At 64.1% G+C, this 15,855-nt stretch carries 19 protein-coding genes and 1 tRNA gene; 11 read left to right on the top strand and 9 right to left on the bottom strand.

The window, feature by feature from the left end; all coding sequences use genetic code 11:
- The first annotated feature begins 95 nt into the window (after positions 1 to 95).
- Positions 96 to 491 carry a hypothetical protein gene (locus XH85_RS01600; RefSeq protein ID WP_128930457.1) on the top strand — a complete coding sequence of 132 codons (396 nt, stop codon included), beginning with the start codon at positions 96 to 98 and terminating at the stop codon, positions 489 to 491.
- Between the two features lie 141 nt (positions 492 to 632).
- Here the strand turns inward: XH85_RS01600 and infC are convergent, their stop codons facing one another.
- Positions 633 to 1,172, bottom strand: coding sequence for a translation initiation factor IF-3 (infC, locus tag XH85_RS01595; RefSeq protein ID WP_128937058.1), 540 nt, complete (start codon positions 1,170 to 1,172; stop codon positions 633 to 635).
- A 250-nt stretch (positions 1,173 to 1,422) separates the two neighbouring features.
- Here infC and XH85_RS01590 point away from each other — a divergent pair, with 250 nt between their 5' ends.
- Both XH85_RS01590 and XH85_RS01585 read left to right on the top strand, forming a co-directional pair.
- Positions 1,423 to 2,223, top strand: a complete 801-nt coding sequence (locus tag XH85_RS01590; RefSeq protein ID WP_128930456.1) for an alpha/beta hydrolase — start codon at positions 1,423 to 1,425, stop codon at positions 2,221 to 2,223.
- Positions 2,224 to 2,414: 191 nt separating this feature from the next.
- Positions 2,415 to 2,885, top strand: a complete 471-nt coding sequence (locus XH85_RS01585) for a nuclear transport factor 2 family protein (protein ID WP_128930455.1) — start codon at positions 2,415 to 2,417, stop codon at positions 2,883 to 2,885.
- A 120-nt stretch (positions 2,886 to 3,005) separates the two neighbouring features.
- Here XH85_RS01585 and XH85_RS01580 read toward each other — a convergent pair whose 3' ends face one another.
- Complete coding sequence (locus XH85_RS01580; RefSeq protein WP_128930454.1) at positions 3,006 to 3,803, bottom strand: acyl-CoA thioesterase domain-containing protein; 798 nt, start codon at positions 3,801 to 3,803, stop codon at positions 3,006 to 3,008.
- Between XH85_RS01580 and XH85_RS01575 the strand changes: the two genes are divergently transcribed.
- Complete coding sequence (locus tag XH85_RS01575; protein ID WP_128930453.1) at positions 3,793 to 3,993, top strand: hypothetical protein; 201 nt, start codon at positions 3,793 to 3,795, stop codon at positions 3,991 to 3,993. The two genes, XH85_RS01580 and XH85_RS01575, sit on opposite strands and share 11 nt — an antisense overlap.
- Before the next feature lie 19 nt (positions 3,994 to 4,012).
- On the opposite strand, the gene queG is transcribed toward XH85_RS01575, so the two are convergent.
- Both queG and XH85_RS01565 read right to left on the bottom strand, forming a co-directional pair.
- A complete protein-coding gene (queG, locus tag XH85_RS01570; protein ID WP_128930452.1) occupies positions 4,013 to 5,188 on the bottom strand; it encodes a tRNA epoxyqueuosine(34) reductase QueG in 1,176 nt (391 codons plus the stop codon).
- The gene (locus tag XH85_RS01565) at positions 5,137 to 5,829 is read right to left on the bottom strand and encodes a glutathione S-transferase family protein (protein ID WP_128930451.1); all 693 of its coding nucleotides are present in this window, start codon (positions 5,827 to 5,829) and stop codon (positions 5,137 to 5,139) included. Before XH85_RS01565 ends, queG begins: the two co-directional genes overlap by 52 nt.
- 169 nt (positions 5,830 to 5,998) lie before the next feature.
- Between XH85_RS01565 and XH85_RS01560 the strand changes: the two genes are divergently transcribed.
- From XH85_RS01560 to XH85_RS01550, 3 genes are all read left to right on the top strand, one after another.
- The gene (locus XH85_RS01560) at positions 5,999 to 6,805 is read left to right on the top strand and encodes an undecaprenyl-diphosphate phosphatase (RefSeq protein WP_128930450.1); all 807 of its coding nucleotides are present in this window, start codon (positions 5,999 to 6,001) and stop codon (positions 6,803 to 6,805) included.
- A gap of 221 nt (positions 6,806 to 7,026) precedes the next feature.
- Complete coding sequence (locus XH85_RS01555) at positions 7,027 to 8,352, top strand: FAD-binding oxidoreductase (RefSeq protein ID WP_128930449.1); 1,326 nt, start codon at positions 7,027 to 7,029, stop codon at positions 8,350 to 8,352.
- A gap of 3 nt (positions 8,353 to 8,355) precedes the next feature.
- Positions 8,356 to 9,096, top strand: a complete 741-nt coding sequence (locus tag XH85_RS01550; RefSeq protein WP_128930448.1) for an SDR family oxidoreductase — start codon at positions 8,356 to 8,358, stop codon at positions 9,094 to 9,096.
- A 148-nt stretch (positions 9,097 to 9,244) separates the two neighbouring features.
- Here the strand turns inward: XH85_RS01550 and XH85_RS01545 are convergent, their stop codons facing one another.
- Complete coding sequence (locus XH85_RS01545) at positions 9,245 to 10,210, bottom strand: complex I NDUFA9 subunit family protein (RefSeq protein ID WP_128930447.1); 966 nt, start codon at positions 10,208 to 10,210, stop codon at positions 9,245 to 9,247.
- Positions 10,211 to 10,361: 151 nt separating this feature from the next.
- Between XH85_RS01545 and XH85_RS01540 the strand changes: the two genes are divergently transcribed.
- Positions 10,362 to 10,448: transfer RNA gene (locus XH85_RS01540), tRNA-Leu, on the top strand.
- 214 nt (positions 10,449 to 10,662) lie between these two features.
- On the opposite strand, the gene XH85_RS47530 is transcribed toward XH85_RS01540, so the two are convergent.
- From XH85_RS47530 to XH85_RS01530, 3 genes are read right to left on the bottom strand one after another with little or no spacing between them, the layout of a single operon-like run.
- Positions 10,663 to 10,899 carry a hypothetical protein gene (locus XH85_RS47530; protein ID WP_338025596.1) on the bottom strand — a complete coding sequence of 79 codons (237 nt, stop codon included), beginning with the start codon at positions 10,897 to 10,899 and terminating at the stop codon, positions 10,663 to 10,665.
- A 20-nt stretch (positions 10,900 to 10,919) separates the two neighbouring features.
- Positions 10,920 to 11,135, bottom strand: coding sequence for a hypothetical protein (locus XH85_RS47525; protein ID WP_338025595.1), 216 nt, complete (start codon positions 11,133 to 11,135; stop codon positions 10,920 to 10,922).
- Positions 11,136 to 11,160: 25 nt separating this feature from the next.
- Positions 11,161 to 11,529: an antibiotic biosynthesis monooxygenase family protein gene (locus XH85_RS01530; protein ID WP_128930446.1), complete on the bottom strand. Its 369-nt coding sequence runs from the start codon at positions 11,527 to 11,529 to the stop codon at positions 11,161 to 11,163.
- 94 nt (positions 11,530 to 11,623) lie between these two features.
- Here XH85_RS01530 and XH85_RS01525 point away from each other — a divergent pair, with 94 nt between their 5' ends.
- The gene (locus XH85_RS01525; RefSeq protein ID WP_128930445.1) at positions 11,624 to 12,100 is read left to right on the top strand and encodes a MarR family winged helix-turn-helix transcriptional regulator; all 477 of its coding nucleotides are present in this window, start codon (positions 11,624 to 11,626) and stop codon (positions 12,098 to 12,100) included.
- Positions 12,101 to 12,187: 87 nt separating this feature from the next.
- On the opposite strand, the gene XH85_RS01520 is transcribed toward XH85_RS01525, so the two are convergent.
- Positions 12,188 to 13,459, bottom strand: a complete 1,272-nt coding sequence (locus tag XH85_RS01520; RefSeq protein WP_128930444.1) for an MFS transporter — start codon at positions 13,457 to 13,459, stop codon at positions 12,188 to 12,190.
- Between the two features lie 281 nt (positions 13,460 to 13,740).
- Between XH85_RS01520 and XH85_RS01515 the strand changes: the two genes are divergently transcribed.
- Both XH85_RS01515 and XH85_RS01510 read left to right on the top strand, forming a co-directional pair.
- The gene (locus tag XH85_RS01515) at positions 13,741 to 15,066 is read left to right on the top strand and encodes a UbiA family prenyltransferase (RefSeq protein WP_128930443.1); all 1,326 of its coding nucleotides are present in this window, start codon (positions 13,741 to 13,743) and stop codon (positions 15,064 to 15,066) included.
- Between the two features lie 113 nt (positions 15,067 to 15,179).
- On the top strand, positions 15,180 to 15,794 hold the full coding sequence (locus XH85_RS01510; protein ID WP_128930442.1) for a ribonuclease D: 615 nt from the start codon (positions 15,180 to 15,182) through the stop codon (positions 15,792 to 15,794).
- The last annotated feature ends 61 nt before the right edge of the window (positions 15,795 to 15,855 follow it).

The raw sequence follows: 15,855 nt of genomic DNA, 5'->3' as shown, positions 1-15,855 counted from the left end.
CCAAATGGCAACGATGAACCGCCGGAACCTGCCCGCCGACTATTTGGAGTTGCCACCCCCAATATCCACGCCTTCATTTCCGGAGCAGGACCAAAATGGCCGATTTCCCACAATCGATTTCCACCTTTGCCCGCCCGCGCCGCCTGGCGCTGCTCGCCGTGCTTGCCGCCGCCATGATGCCTTCGACTGCCGATGCCCGCGCCGGCGGCTATGACGGCATCTGGAACGTCACCTTCGCCACCACGAGGGGCAATTGCAGCTCCGGCTACAGCGTTCCCTTCACCGTCACCGGCAGCCGGGTGTCGTCTGCCGGCGGCGGACTGGTGTCGGGCAAGGTCAATCGCGGGGGCACTGTGGCGGTCCAGGTCTCGGTCGGCGCCTCCCACGCCAGCGGCGGCGGCCGGCTCGCCGGCATCAACGGCGCCGGCTCGTGGAGAGGCATCATCTCAGGCGACCAGTGCAGCGGCACCTGGCAGGCGACAAGGACGTAGGCGCCAAGCGTTCGATGTGCTCCCTCTCACGCAAGCGGGAGAGGTTGCAGCAGCGCTCGCGGCTTGCACCTCGACCAAAACAAAACGGCCCGCCGGAGATCCGGACGGGCCGTTGAACTCTCAATCCTAACAAGCCAGCCGTTAGCGCGGCGCCAGCACCATGACGACCTGGCGGCCCTCGAACCTTGCGTCCTGCTCGACCTTGGCGAGCTCGGCGACGTCGGTCTTGATCTTGTCCAGAAGCTTGGTGCCGATCTCCTGGTGCGCCATTTCGCGACCACGATAGCGCAGCGTGATCTTGACCTTGTCGCCCTCTTCGAAGAACCGCTGCATCGCGCGCATCTTCACGTCGTAATCGTGATCGTCGATCATCGGGCGGAGCTTGATCTCCTTGATCTCGACGGTCTTCTGTCGCTTGCGGGCTTCGGCGGCTTTCTTCTGAGCGGAATACTTGTACTTCCCGTAGTCCATGATCTTGCAGACGGGAGGGCTGGTATTCGGCGAAATCTCGACCAGATCCATGCCCACGTCCTGGGCCATCCGGATGGCGACGACGGTCTCGACCGTGCCTTTGTTCTCACCGGTCTGATCGATCAGCTGGATCTGCGCATTGCGGATATCATCATTGATGCGGGGCCCGTCTTTGCTGGCAGCGGGCGGAGCTTTATTAGGACGGCGAATGGGTGGTTCTCCAAAGTTGTGAAGGAAGCGGCCATTTTGAAGGAAGATGCGTTTGCCGGCAAGCAAGTCGCTCGTGCGAGACGCGAAAAACCCTCAAATGCGAGGCATTTTGGTCACGCCCGTTGGCACGCAGACGACATAGACACCTTGCTTCTGTTCCGCAAGCGTCCCAAAGGGCCAATGCCGACACCGAATTGAGCTGCGGGGCGCGACCAAACAGCTCAAACCGCACAGCCAGAGTAAACGTTCCATGATCAATGCAATTCCCGATACCGTGCTCGACTTCATTGATGTCGGCGAGGGCCCTTCCGCGCGCAGGATCGCGGTGCGCCGCCGTGGCGGAACGGGCCCCGGGCTGGTCTGGCTCGGTGGATTCAAATCGGACATGCAGGGCGGCAAAGCACTGGCGCTGGACGCCTGGGCCAGAGAGCACGGCCGCGCCGTGGTTCGGTTCGACTATTCCGGTCACGGCGAATCCGGCGGCGAGTTCGCCGATGGAACCATCGGGCGCTGGCTGGAGGAGAGCGTCGCGGTGTTCGAGCGCTTCTGCGACGGTCCGCAAATCCTGATCGGCTCCTCCATGGGCGGCTGGATGGCGCTGCTGCTCGCACGCGAGATCAAGAAGCGCCAAGAGCAACAGCAAGCCAAGGCCTCGCTGGCCGGTCTCGTCCTGATCGCGCCGGCGCCCGACTTCACCGAGGCGCTGATGTGGAAGAATTTCTCACCCGCGGTGAAGAAGGAGATCGAGACCAAAGGCGTCTGGATGCGGCCGTCGGACTATGGCGACGGCTCGCCCTATCCGATCACGCGAAACCTGATCGAGGAGGGGCGCAATCACCTCGTGCTTGGCAGCGCCATCGATCTCGGCTGCCCCGTCCGCATTCTGCAAGGGGCGAAAGATCCCGATGTGCCGTGGCAGCACGCCTTCGCGCTGACGCATCGCCTGCCGGCCGACGACGTCGTGCTGACCATGATCCAGGACGGCGATCACCGCCTTTCCCGCCCGCAGGACATCGCGCGCATTCTTGCCGCGGTGGCGGAGATCGAGTGAAGTGTCTCTCTTCCTTCTCCCCTTGCGGGAGAAGGTGGCGCGAAGCGCCGGATGAGGGGTGGTTTCCGCGAACTCGAATAGACGTGTTCGCCGAGACAGACCCCTCACCCAAGCGAATGCGTATCAACGAGCGGAGCTGCCCTCTCCCGCAAGGGGAGAGGGCACAATAAGAAGCACCGGGAGGCAACACAATGACCACCACCACCGCCATGCTGCGCACCTTCTGCGATGCGGTCGAGCAGCGCAACGGCCGTGCCTTTGCTGAGCTGTTCACCGAGGACGGCGTCTATCACGACGTCTTCTACGGTGCCTTCGCCGGTCGCGCCAAGATCGCCGAAATGATCGATGACTGGTTCTATCGCACGGCAACCGATTTCCGTTGGGACATGCACAATCCCGTATCGGACGGCACCACGCTCTATGCGCGCTACACGTTCAGCTACAAATCGACCCTGCCGGAGGCGAACGGCGCGCGGGCGATGTTCGAGGGCGTGGCGATCATGACGCTGACGGGCGGCAAGATCGCCAGCTATCACGAGGTCGCCAATACCGCGCCGGCGTTCGTCGATTTGAAGTTCGCACCCGAGCGCATCGCGAAGATCGTCGCCAAGCAGGGCGCCGAGCTGAAGGCGCGCCCCGAGATGCGGCGGCATCTCGTCTAGCCGTCATTCCGGGGCACGCGGAGCGCGAACTACGGTGCGCAATTGCGCACCAGAGAATCCAGAGATGGTTGAGCGAGATTCCGGGTTCATCGCGGTCGATGCACCGGAATGGCAGCGTGGTTACGGCGGCGGCGCTTTCACCATCGGCTTGCGCTGGGCCAGCGCCGCGACCGTTGCGGTGCCGATCGGGCCCTGTTCGTCATAGAGCCAGCATTCGCCGATCGCGACGCCGTCGGTGGCGTGGTGGTTCACCACCTCGAAGCCGATCCACTTCGTGACCGGCAGGCGATGCAGATAGATCGTGACGTCGCTGTTGATGTAGCCGAGCCCCTTGTCGCCGGCGTTCGCAAACGGGCTGGCGAAATCGGCACCAACAGCGACATGGACGAACGGCGTCATCGGCACGCCCGCAACGAGCTCGCGCACCTCGCTCATCCAGAGCCGGCGCGGTCCGAGCGAGCCCATATGGCCGATGATCGGCCGCGTCGTCCATTTGCCGTTCATGCCGAGCCTGGGATCGGTCGGCTTTAGAATGTCGGCCGGCTTCGGCACGTCCCAGTTCGGCGGCGACCAGACGTTACCTTCCGGATTCTGCGTCCGCCGCAACAGCTGGCACGAGGCGCGCGCCATGCTGACTCCGCCGGAGACGAACTCCGCTTCCAACACGCGGATGCGCAAGCCGTCGCGCACGAGCCGCGTCGTCACTTCGATCGGCTTGTCGATGGTCGGCAGCCGAAACATGTCGACGGTGAGTCGTGCCGGCACGAATTCGGGGCCGGAATAGCGCTCCTCGATGGCGAAACCGAGCAGGCCGATGATGACGCGCCCGTGCAGCGATTTCGGGTCCCATGGACCGTTGGCGACTTCCGTCGGATGGAATGTGTCGCCGTCGCGGGTGAAGAAAGGCATGTTTGTCATGACGCGCGAGATTGAAGAAACGCGCTTGGAAATCAAGATCGTACAGGGTGCCGAACGGCGCTCGCGCTCGCGTCATTGCGAGGAGCTCTTGCGACGAAGCAATCCAGACTGCCTCTGCGGAAAGATTCTGGATTGCTTCGCTGCGCTCGCAATGACGGAGGATGTGGCACTGACGCTGGTTCAGATGTGAGTCGCGGATGAGGAAAATTTCAGGAGGCGATGCGCCACTCCTCACGCACGCTCTCGTCAGACTCTCCATCCATCGCAGCGCTCTTCATCGCCGCAAGCTCCTCCTCCGACATTAACTGCCCCAACGCCCACACCGCGGCCCCGCGCACCAGCGGGCTCGCATCCTCCAGCAATCGCCGCGCCTCCGCAGCCAGGGCCCCCTCCCCGGAATTGCCGATCGCGATCAGCACGTTCCGCACAAAACGATCGCGGCCGATGCGCTTGATCGGCGACTTCGTGAACAGCGCGCGAAACGCCGCGTCGTCGAGCCGTGCCAGTTCAGCGAGACCGGGTGCGCGCAATTCATCGCGCGCGGCGAGCTTGGTCTCGCGGCCCTCCTGCGCGAACTTGTTCCAGGGGCAGGCGGCAAGGCAATCATCGCAGCCATAGATGCGATTGCCGATGCTCTTGCGAAATTCGTGCGGGATCGGCCCCTTGTTCTCGATGGTGAGATACGAGATGCAGCGCCGCGCATCGAGCTTGTAGGGCGCGGGAAACGCGGCAGTCGGGCAGATGTCGAGACAGGCGCGGCACGAGCCGCAATGGTCGATCTCCGCATCGTCGCGCGGCAGCTCCAGCGTGGTGTAGATCGCGCCGAGGAACAGCCAGGAGCCGAACGCGCGCGAGACGAGATTGGTATGCTTGCCCTGCCAGCCCAGATGCGCGGCTTGCGCCAAGGGTTTCTCCATCACCGCCGCGGTGTCGACGAACACCTTCACGTCGGACGGCGCGGTCGCGACCAGCCAGCGCGCCAGCGCCTTCAGCCGCTTCTTGATGAGGTCGTGATAGTCATCGCCCTGCGCATAGACCGAGATCGCCGCACGCGTGCGCTGCTTCAGGATCACCAGTGGATCCTGGTCGGGGCCGTAATTGACGCCGAGCATGATCACCGAGCGTACGTCCTGCCACAGCCCGCGCGGATCGACGCGGCGCTCAGGGCTTGCGGCCAGCCAGTCCATGTCGCCATGGCCGCCGGATGCGATGAATTCGAGAAAATATTTTCCGGCGCTCTCGATCGTGCCCGGTGCGGTGATGCCGATGCAGTCGAAGCCGAGCGCGCGGGCTTCGCGCGCAAGCGCCGTCTTCAGTTCAGCCGGATCGGAGCTCAGAAATCCAGGTCCACGTAAGTCCGGGACGCCGGTACGCCGGCCAGCCATTCGCTGAGCAGCGGACGGAACGACGGGCGGGACTTCACCCGTGCGTACCACGCCTTTGCTGCGTCGTCCTCGCTCCATGGCACGTCGCCTAGATAGTCGATCGCCGAGAGATGCGCCGCGGCGGCGAGATCCGCGTAGGTGAGCCGATCACCCGCGAGGAAGTTACGCGTCTGCGCCAGCCAGCCGATATAGGCCAGATGATAGCGCACGTTGGCCTTGGCGGCGCGCATCACGTCGGCCGAAGGCGGGCCGCCGCCGTCCTCCTCGCTCATGAACCGCTTGTAGATGCGCTCGGTGACGAGAGGGTGCGAGACCTCCTCGAAGAATTTTTCGTTGAACCAGGCCATCAGCCGGCGCACCTCGACCCGCTCGCCGATCGTTTGCGGCATCAGGCGCTTGGGTCCCATCTCGGCGCCATGGGCCTCGTCGACATATTCGGCGATGATCGCCGCGCCCGGTATGGGCGGCTGCTCATCGTCCACCAGAACCGGCGTCGTGCCGGCCGCATTGAGCAGCAGAAACGCCTCGCGCCGCTCCCAGCTGCGCTCTTCGACCAGCTTCAGGTCGAGCCCGTATTCGCCCGCGATCAGGCGGATGAAGCGTGAATGCGGGCAGAACGGATGATGAAACAGCGTAAACATGAAGCCTTTGACTATTTGATGGTGCTTAAGAATCCATCAATGTTTGTGCGGCGCCACACTAGTTCCTCAAAACCGCGAAGCAAGGGCGTGATGTCGCATTTTGCGATTGCGGCATGGGGGCGAATAGGCGAGAAGAGCCCCGCTTTTCCAGCCGAAATGGACCGTAAATATGTCAGATGCAATACGGGCAGTGATCCTCGGCATCATCGAGGGTGTGACCGAGTTCCTTCCCGTGTCCTCGACCGGCCACCTCTTGCTTGCCGAGCGCTTCTTCCACCTCGGCGAAGGAGCCTTCTGGGATTCGTTTACGGTTCTGATCCAGCTGGGTGCGATCCTCGCGATCGTCGGGCTCTACTTCAAGAAGCTCTGGGACGTCGCGATTGGCCTGTTCACGGGCGATGCCTATGCGCGCCGCTTCGTGATCGGCGTGCTGGTGGCGTTCCTGCCAGCCGTGATCGTCGGCCTCGTCGCCGGCAAGTACATCAAGCTCATGCTGTTCAATCCGTGGGTCGTGTGCTTTACGCTGATCGTCGGCGGCGCCATCCTGCTCTGGGTCGACAGGCTCGAGCTCAAGCCGCGCGAGTATGAGGCCACCAAGTTTCCGCTGTTGATGTATCTCTATATCGGCATCGCGCAGTGCGTGGCGATGATCCCGGGCGTGTCGCGCTCCGGCGCCAGCATCGTGGCCGCCATGCTGCTCGGCGCGGACAAGCGCGCGGCGGCGGAGTTCTCGTTCTTCCTCGCCATCCCCACCATGATCGGCGCGTTCGCCTACGATTTCTACAAGAACCGCTCCGAGATGACGATGGATCACATGAACATCGTCACGATCGGCTTCGTGGTGTCGTTCATCACCGCGATCATCGTGGTCAAGACGTTTTTGACCTACGTCACTCGGCACGGTTTCATGCTGTTCGCCTGGTGGCGCGTCATCGTCGGCACGCTCGGCCTGATCGCGCTGGCGCTGGGGCACTAAAGCGCCTGGCTGTAGCCCGGATGGAGCGCTAGCGTAATCCGGGGCCGGCGTCGCTTGCTGCACGATCCCGGATTGCGCCATCGGTCGGCGCTTTGCGCCGATCCGCCAGCTCCATCCGGGCTACGCCGCGATGGCTGGAAGAGCGTTTTCAACGCAAAATAAGCTTTTGATCGGTAGTCAGTTTCCAACGCCGGGCGGAGCCCCGGTACAGGAGCTGAACCATGACCCTCGTCAGCGGCTGGGGGCGCTTCCCGGTCGTCGATAGCGATGTGCTGCGGCCGCGCTCGTTCGCGGCGGTCGGCGAGGCTATCTCGGCCGGCACTGTCGCGCGCGGCAATGGCCGCGCCTATGGCGATGCCGCGATCGGCGCCGCCAGGACCGTCGCGATGACGGGGTTCGACCGGGTCAGGTGGTTCGACCCGGCGACCGGACGCATCCGCCTCGAGGCCGGCGTGCTGCTGTCGGACCTGATCGAGACCTTCGGCCCGCGCGGCTTCCTGCCCTTCGTCGTTCCCGGCACGCGCTTCGTGTCAATCGGCGGCGCGATTGCGGCCGACGTGCATGGCAAGAACCATCATTGCGAGGGCGGCTTCGGCCGCTATGTCGAGAGTATTTTGCTGCGAACCGGACAGGGCGAGGTGATCGAAGCCTCGCGCGAGCAGAACTCCGATGCGTTCTTTGCGACTATCGGCGGCATGGGCCTGACCGGAATCATCCTCGAGGCGACGATGCGGTTGCGTCCGGCCAAAACGGGATGGATCCGCGAACGGGTGATCTCCGCATCCGACCTCGATGCGGCGATGCGCGCGCTCGATGCGAGCGATTCCGCGACCTATTCGGTGGCCTGGATCGATTGTGTTGCGCGCGGCAAGGATCTCGGCCGCGCGCTGATTTATCTCGGCGAGCACGCCGGCAAAGACGAGCTCGCCGCTGGCGCCGCTGCATTTCCCATCGGCAAAGATCCCGGCCTCCGCGTGCCCGTCGATCTGCCCTCGATGACGCTGAACCGCATCAGCATCCGCGCCTTCAACGAGCTGTATTACCGCATGGGTGCGCGGCGCACCGGCGGCAGCCAGGTGGTCTCGCTCTATCCGTATTTCTTTCCGCTCGACAGCCTCAAAGACTGGAATCGCATCTATGGCAAGCGCGGCTTCCTCCAGCATCAATGCGTGATCCCGGAGCAGGGGGCGCGCGCGGTGCTCGGCGACATCCTCGAGCGCGTCGCACGTCGCGGCGATGCCTCCTTCCTCGCCGTGCTCAAGAAGCTCGGGCAGGGCGACGGCATCCTGTCGTTTCCGCTGCCCGGCTACACGCTGGCGCTGGATTTCCCGCTGAGGGGCGACATCCTGAATTTCCTCGACGAGATCGATCGCCTGGTCGTCGCTGCCGGCGGCCGGCTGTATCTCGCCAAGGATGCGCGTCAGTCGCGCGCGACGTTCGCCGCCGGCTATCCGGCCTTGCAGCGCTTCAATGCGATCCGCAAATCGCTCGATCCCGCCGGGACCATCCGCTCGAAACTTTCACAACGCCTGTTTGATGAGGTCTAGGCCGTGACGTCACGCAAGTCCGTATTGGTGCTGGGTGGCTCCTCCGATATCGGCCGCGCCGCCGCGCGCGCCTTTGCCAAAGCGGGATACGATGTCGGCCTCGCCGGCCGCGACGTTGCCGTGCTGGAGCCTGATGCCGCCGATCTGCGCGCGCGCTACAACATCGAGGTCGGCCTTTACAGATTCGATGTGCTCGACACTGCGTCGTTCGAGAGCTTTGTCGGCGGCCTGCCGGCATTGCCTGACGTCGTTGTCTCGATCGTCGGCCTGCTCGGCGTGCAGGAGAAGGCCGAGAGCGATCTCGCCCACGCCACCATGATCATGCGCTCCAACTACGAAGGCCCGTCGCTGATCCTCGGCCTGTTCGCCGAAAAGTTTTTAGGCCGCGGCAATGGCACGATCGTCGGCGTGTCGTCCGTTGCCGGCGATCGCGGCCGCGCCTCGAACTATGTCTATGGTTCGGCCAAGGCCGGCTTCTCCGCGTTCCTGTCGGGCCTGCGTGCCCGCGCCAGCCGCGGTGGCGTGCACGTCGTCACCGTCAAGCCCGGCTTCGTCCGCACCAAGATGACGGAAGGCATGAAGCTGATCGCCCCGCTCACAGTCGAAGCGCCGGTGGTCGGCGATGCGATCCTTCAGGCCGTCGAGAGCAAAACCGACGTCGTCTATGTCAGCGGCAAGTGGCGCCTGGTGATGCTGATCATCAAGACGCTGCCCGAAGCGGTGTTCAAGAAGCTGAAGTTTTGAGGTGTATCCGCACCGGCGGTGCGCTCGCTCCCCCGCTTGCGGGGGAGGGTCGGGGAGAGGGTGTCTCCACAGAAAGATCCCGATGACGAGAAAGCCCTCACCCGCCGCTTCGCGGCGACCTCTCCCGCAAGCGGGAGAGGTGTCAACCTCACGCGCTCTTGCGCTGAAACTGGCCCGCCGCGCGGAAGCGCCAGAGATATTGCGGGGCAATGGTGTCGAGCGAATCGGGGGTGATGCCGAGCCCTTCCAGCGTCAGGCCCGCCGCCTTCGCCGCATCCGACACGACATTGTCGAGCTCGAGCATCGTGACCTGGTCCGGCGTCAGCTTCAGCGCGCCCGGCGCGAACTGCAGGAAGTTAGCCTTGAAGCGGGCGAGCCCGAACGGCAGCGGGATCAGCATCCGCTCGCGATTGGTGATTGCGAGGATGGCCTCGATGATCGCGCGCATGGTCAGCACGTCCGGCCCGCCGAGCTCGTAGGTCGCGCCCGCCTTGGCCTTGCCGTCGACGGCGTCGGCGATCGCAGTGGCGACGTCGGCGACATAGACCGGCTGTACCTTGGTCTCGCCGCCGATCAGCGGCAGCACCGGCGAAATCCGGGCCAGCGCGGCAAAGCGGTTGGTGAACTGGTCCTCGGGCCCGAACATCAGGGAGGGACGGAAGATCGTCGCCGACGGCACGGCTGCCCTTACCGCCTCCTCCCCGGCCGCCTTGGCCTTGGCGTAGCGCGAGGGCGATTTGGCGTCGGCGCCGATGGCGGAGACATGCACCAGGCTGGCGCCGGCGGCCGCCGCCGCCTTGGCGACGGTTTCGGCACCCTTGGCCTGGACGGCGTCAAAGGTCTGCTGGCCGCCCTCGGTGAGGACGCCCACGAGGTTGATCACGACATGCGAATCACGCAGCGCCGCCTCGACCGAGGCCGGATAGCGCAGGTTCGCCTGCACGGTGTGGACCTGCCCAACCTTGCCGGAGGGCTGGAGGTATCCGGCCAGTTCCGGCCGCCGCACCGCGACCCGGATCCGGTAATCGCGCTTGCACAGGGCGCGGACGACATTCCGGCCCAAAAACCCCGATCCGCCGAAAATCGTGACGAGCGTGTCCAGATTCGATGCCATGGGGGTCGGTTCCTGCAGGTGGGTAACGTGTTGTCAGGCTTGTATCGGGCCGGTTTGCGATGCGCAATCGGCATCCCGAAACAGGCTTCACGCATGAATTGACAACGGCGTCACCGAACCGTAGTAACCGCCTCCGTGCCCCAAACGGCATGCCCAGGTGGTGGAATTGGTAGACGCGCTGGCTTCAGGTGCCAGTGGCTTAACGGCCGTGAAGGTTCGAGTCCTTTCCTGGGCACCATCCCCAACCCAAGTGGTTGAAATCGCTCATTTGCAGGGAAATTGAGCCGCTGACCGGTACACAAGGCCGGGACACAGCGTTTATGGACTCCGTTTATGGACTCTAGGAGTCCCGGATCTCCAATTTCATCATCATTGCCTTTCGGAAATCGGGAGTCCGGCAATTCCGGACATGAGCGGGGCTGATCGATCGAGAGCGAGGTTGCGGGCGGTCCTCAGACCTTTGCCTTGGCGTCGAAGCGCCCGCCTGGGCGGGCGCGGAAGCGGCCCTTCACCTTGAAGCCATCCCGCGTATTGAGACCGAGAAGAACGATGTTGGTGGCGCCGGCAAGCAGTTCGAGCGCCTGCACCGCGTAGAACGTGGAGTCGAACTCGGCGACCTTCGCCTTGGAAGCTAGAAACAAGGCAGCGGGAATGAGAACCAGGATGCCGTTGCCGGCAATGAACGGCATGCGTTTGATCTTCCCACCGATCAGGCCAGCGCGTCGCTTCTTAGCGAGGAAGAGCCCGAGCCGCCCGTTACTGCCAGCGCCGGTACCAACAGCAGGGAGCCCCATGGGATGGCCGTTTTGACCATGGTCACGCTCGCGTGTGACGCGAGCATCTCCGCGAAAGCCGTGGAAAGCCAGAAGGTCGCAACAGTCGTCAGTGCGACCGCGCCCGCTATCGGGTGGATGATCTTGGTCATCGGATCCTGCCGTTTTCGAAGCGAGCTACGCGACGCAGTTGCCGGGCACGGCGACCTTCTGGAACAGGTGCGGAGAGGCGACGGCGGACGAGGGATAGGCCGAGATCTTCGATCTGAACTCAGGGTGCGTGAACGCAGCCCGGAAGTGGGCGGTCGATTCCCAGACGGCATAGTTCAGATAGGTCGGGCTTTCGCCGATCGCGCGGTGAAGCTGGGTGGAGATGAAGCCCGGCTGCCGCTTCATGAAGGCGGCATCGTCCTGCCAGACCTGGAGGAAGCTCTGCTCGTCGGCCTTGTCGAGCGTGAAGACATTCACCAGCACGACAGGGCTGGTATCGATGCCGAGCTGACGATCGATCGGAAAGGCGGGGTCCAGTGGGCGTAGGTGCGACATGAAGCCTCCGTGAGGTTGGTTGCATGATGTCATCATGGTATTATGCTATATACCAATTTGACATCATAATGTCAATCTAGATTTATGGTGACAGATGCTGAAATCCGAACGCACGCCAGCCGGCGATGCCCTGACCAACCTCATGCTTGACCTGTTCCGGCTGAACAGCCTGCTCTTGACCGCAGGCGACCGCTTGGTGGCCCGCCTCGGGCTCACGAGCGCCCGCTGGCAAATCCTCGGCGCCATCGTGCATGCAGAGCGCCCCCAGCCAGTCGCATGGATTGCCCGCGATCTGGGTGCCAATCGGCAGAACGTGCAGCGGATCGTCAACGACCTTCTCGCGGAAGGGCTTGTGGCGCTCGAGGCCAACCCGCATCACCGGCGAGCGCAACTTGTCGTCCTGACCGATAAGGGACGGCGCACTTTCGACGCTGCCATGGCTTTGCAGGCGCCGTGGGCCAACGGCCTTTCGGAAGGGCTCGCAGTCAAGGACCTGCAAGCCGTTCACCGTGTCGTCACGGCGCTACGGAAGAAACTGGAGAGCAACGATGAGCCTGAAGAGCGAGGCTAGTCCAGCGGTTCGGACGATGACTTATTGGGATCGCCGAAGTATCGCCGCCACAACGGTGCCTCTGTAGTACAAATCAGCCCGCCGCCCTCACACCACCCGCTTCCCCGCCCGCTCCGCCACCGCCTTCTGCACAAAATACATCGCGACCAGCGAGACGATCGAGGTCGCGACGACGATGTAGCCTAGGCGGTCGAAATGGATCAGCGAGCCGTCCGCCTGCTGCGCGATGATGCCTGCGGCGAGCACCGAGCCGAGCCCGCCGGAGAGCTGCTGCAGCGAGGCGCTGACCGCGCTGAACGAGCCGCGCTGGCTCGCGTCGGGGATCGCCGACATCAAGGCCTGCGACGGGATCATGCGCGAGAAGATGCCGACGAACATCAAGACGTTGACGAGGATCGCGGTCGCCAGCGAGACGTGGCCGAGATGGGTGTAGATCAGCACCATGATCACCGACACCACGCTGCCGAACACGAAGGTCGGGTATTTGCCGAACGCGTCGCTCGCCCTGCCGACCAGCGGCCCGGTGACGATGCTGAACAGGCCGGAGACGAGATAGATCGTCGGCAGATGCGTAATATCGATGCCGAGATTGTGCACGGTGAAGGCGCTGGAGAACGGCATCAGCATGTAGCCGCCGGTCGCCAGCAGCGTTGTGACGGCGAAGGCCAGCGTATAGCGCGTCTGTCCGATCGTCGCGATCAGATGGCGGAACGGGTTTCTGTCCTGCTTCAATTTCAGGTGCGCGTCGACCGGCTCCATGACCAGGGCGATGATCGCGATCGCGGCGATCGACACCACGACGATTGCGGCGAAGCAGACATGCCAGTTCCAGTGATTGGCGAGAAACAGCCCGGCGGGAATGCCGAGCACCTGGCTCGCGGCAAACGCGGTCTGGATGAAGCCCATCACGCGGCCGCGCAGGTGCAGCGGAAACAGGTCGGTGACGATGGCGAGCACGACCGAGCCGATCACGCCGCCGAACAATCCGGTCACGATCCTGCCGAGCAGCAGCACATGGTAGGTCTGCGCGGCGGCGCAGAGCATCGTTCCGAGCGTGAAGCCGACATAGAAGAACAAGAGCAGGCGCTTGCGATCGAAGCGATCGGCAAAGCCGGCGGCCAGGATGCCCGAGATCCCCGCACTGAACGCGTAGGCCGACACCGCGACGCCGAACTGCCCGGCCGTGATGTTGAGCGAGGGCATCAGGATGGCGCCGAGCGGCGACATGATGATGAAATCGAGGATGATCGTGAACTGCGTGAACGCGAGCAGCGCGATCAGGACCGCCTGATAGCGCGAAAAGCCGCGTTGGCGTTCCCTTGGGTCGTCGACGGGCGCAGCGAGCGTCTGTTCGGTCATGGCACCTGATTCAGGGTGAGGGCGACGGGGGCGCGAGAAACTGGCAGATAGGGTGGGCTGGGACGATGTCCACAGGGCGCAAGGCAAAAGCTCTGCCGGAACAGGATGCGCGCGCGGGTTGTGGGATTTGGGCAACAGGGCCTTCGGCGGGAGACCGTCCGCCCCCTCTTACGGCAAGTTAAGCCGCCCTTAGCGAATGCCGCTTAGGCTCGCGGCCGTCCATTTCCCCTGCTCCCCGGCCTTTGGGCCGGTCATTTGGCGGCAAGTAAGAGCATTTTCGGATGGAGCAGCCTGCCCGGCAGTACGATTCTAGCGACCCGGCACCGTCGGCGATTGCGGCGGCTGGGCGGACGCTTGTCGTCGACATGGAAGGCGCGCTGCTGCGTTCCGAACTGCTGATGGAAGCGCTGTTCAGCGCGCCTGGCCGCATGCTGGCCCGCTTCGGCGCAGGCGGACGGGCGGGCATGGCGGCGCTCACGGAAATCCTGGCGCGGGCCGAGATCGACTATGCCCATCTGCCCTATGATTCCGATGTGCTGAACCGGGCGCTGGCGGCGCGGGCGCGGGGCGCGAAGATCTATCTCGTCGCCGGACGTTTCGTCGATCATGCGACGGGCATTGCCGCGCATCTTGGTTTTGACGGCGTCGTGACGCCGGCCGATCTTGCTGCGGGCAACACGTTGCCGTTCGATCGCGGCGCGGTCGAGCGCATCGACAACCGAGGCGGAAGTCGCGTCAGCCTAAGAACCTGGGCCAAGGCGCTGCGCGTCTATCAATACGCCAAGAACACGCTGGTGTTCGTGCCGGCGCTCACCGCGCATCAGCTGAACCTTTCGACGCTCGGCTATGCGCTGCTGGCGTTCATGGCGTTCTCGGCCTGCGCGTCGGGCGCCTATCTGATGAACGATCTCCTGGATCTCGCGGCCGACCGGCAGCATCCAACCAAGCGCCATCGCGCGCTCGCGGCCGGCGATTTGCCGATCTCCTCCGCGCTATCAGCGATTCCTGCACTGTGGTTGTTCGCGCTCGTCGCCGGCCTCTGCATCTCGCCCCTCTTCCTCGGCGTGCTCGGCGCCTACCTCGTCACCACGATCGCCTATTCGCTCGCGCTCAAGCGCAAGATGCTGGTCGACGTGGTGACGCTGGCGGGCCTCTACAGCTTGCGCATCATCGCCGGCGCCGTCGGCGTCGGCGTGGTGCTGTCGGAATGGCTGTTGATCTTCTCGCTGTTCGTGTTCACCTCGCTCGCCTTGATCAAGCGCTTCAGCGAGCTCAGCATGCGCGAGAGCGCCGGCCTCGCCGATCCCTCCAACCGCGACTACAGGATCACCGATCTGCATGTCATCGCCGCGATGGCGGCGGCGAGCGCGATGAACGCGGTGACCGTGTTCTCGCTCTACGTCTCCTCCTCCGCAGTGACGCCGCTCTACAGCCGCCCCTGGATGCTATGGCTGCTCAACCCGCTGCTGCTCTACTGGTTCGGCCGCGCCCTGATGATGGCGCATCGCCGCGAGATGCCTGACGATCCGATTCTCTACGCTTTCCGCGACGGCCCCAGCCGCATCACGGTGGCGGCGATGCTCTGCATCATGCTGGCGGCGATCTGACCGGCCCGTAAGGTCACGGCCGGCGCTTGCGCGGCGTGCTGCGAGTGGATACATCGCGGGTAATCCCGATTAGCCTATTCTGCCGACCGACCGATTCGAGGTTTTGAAACGCCATGACCGTACGCCTGCATCGCGGCGACCTGCCCGACCTGTCCCGCTACACCGGAGCGGTGGCGATCGACACCGAGACCATGGGGCTGAACCCGCACCGCGACCGGCTCTGCGTGGTGCAGCTCTCGCCCGGCGACGGCAGTGCCGACGTGGTGCAGATCCCCAAGGGCCACACCGACGCGCCGAATCTGAAGGCGCTGCTGGCCAATCCCGCCATCACCAAGATCTTCCACTTCGCGCGGTTCGACATCGCGGTGCTGTACCAGACCTTCGGGGTCATGACCGGGCCGATCTACTGCACCAAGATCGCCTCCCGCCTGACCCGCACCTATACCGACCGCCATGGCCTGAAAGACCTCGTGCGCGAGGTGCTCAACATCGACCTCTCCAAGCAGCAGCAGTCCAGCGACTGGGGCTCCGACAGCCTGACCGAGCCGCAGCTCGCCTATGCCGCCTCCGACGTGCTGCATCTGCACGGCCTGCGCGAGCGGCTCGATGCCATGCTGGTGCGGGAAGGCCGCACCCAGCTGGCGCAGGCCTGTTTCGACTTCCTGCCGACCCGCGCCCTGCTCGACCTGCAGGGTTGGGCGGAAGAGGACATTTTCGCGCATTCCTGACGCCTCCTGTGGTCGCCAGGTTCAGGGCTGCCGCCCCGTTTCGGACACTTTCGTAACGGCC

Origin of the sequence: Bradyrhizobium zhanjiangense (assembly GCF_004114935.1) — a bacterium.
Taxonomy (GTDB): domain Bacteria; phylum Pseudomonadota; class Alphaproteobacteria; order Rhizobiales; family Xanthobacteraceae; genus Bradyrhizobium; species Bradyrhizobium zhanjiangense.
The sequence above is the reverse complement of the archived record's forward strand: the minus strand, read 5'-3'. Positions and strand labels throughout refer to the sequence as shown.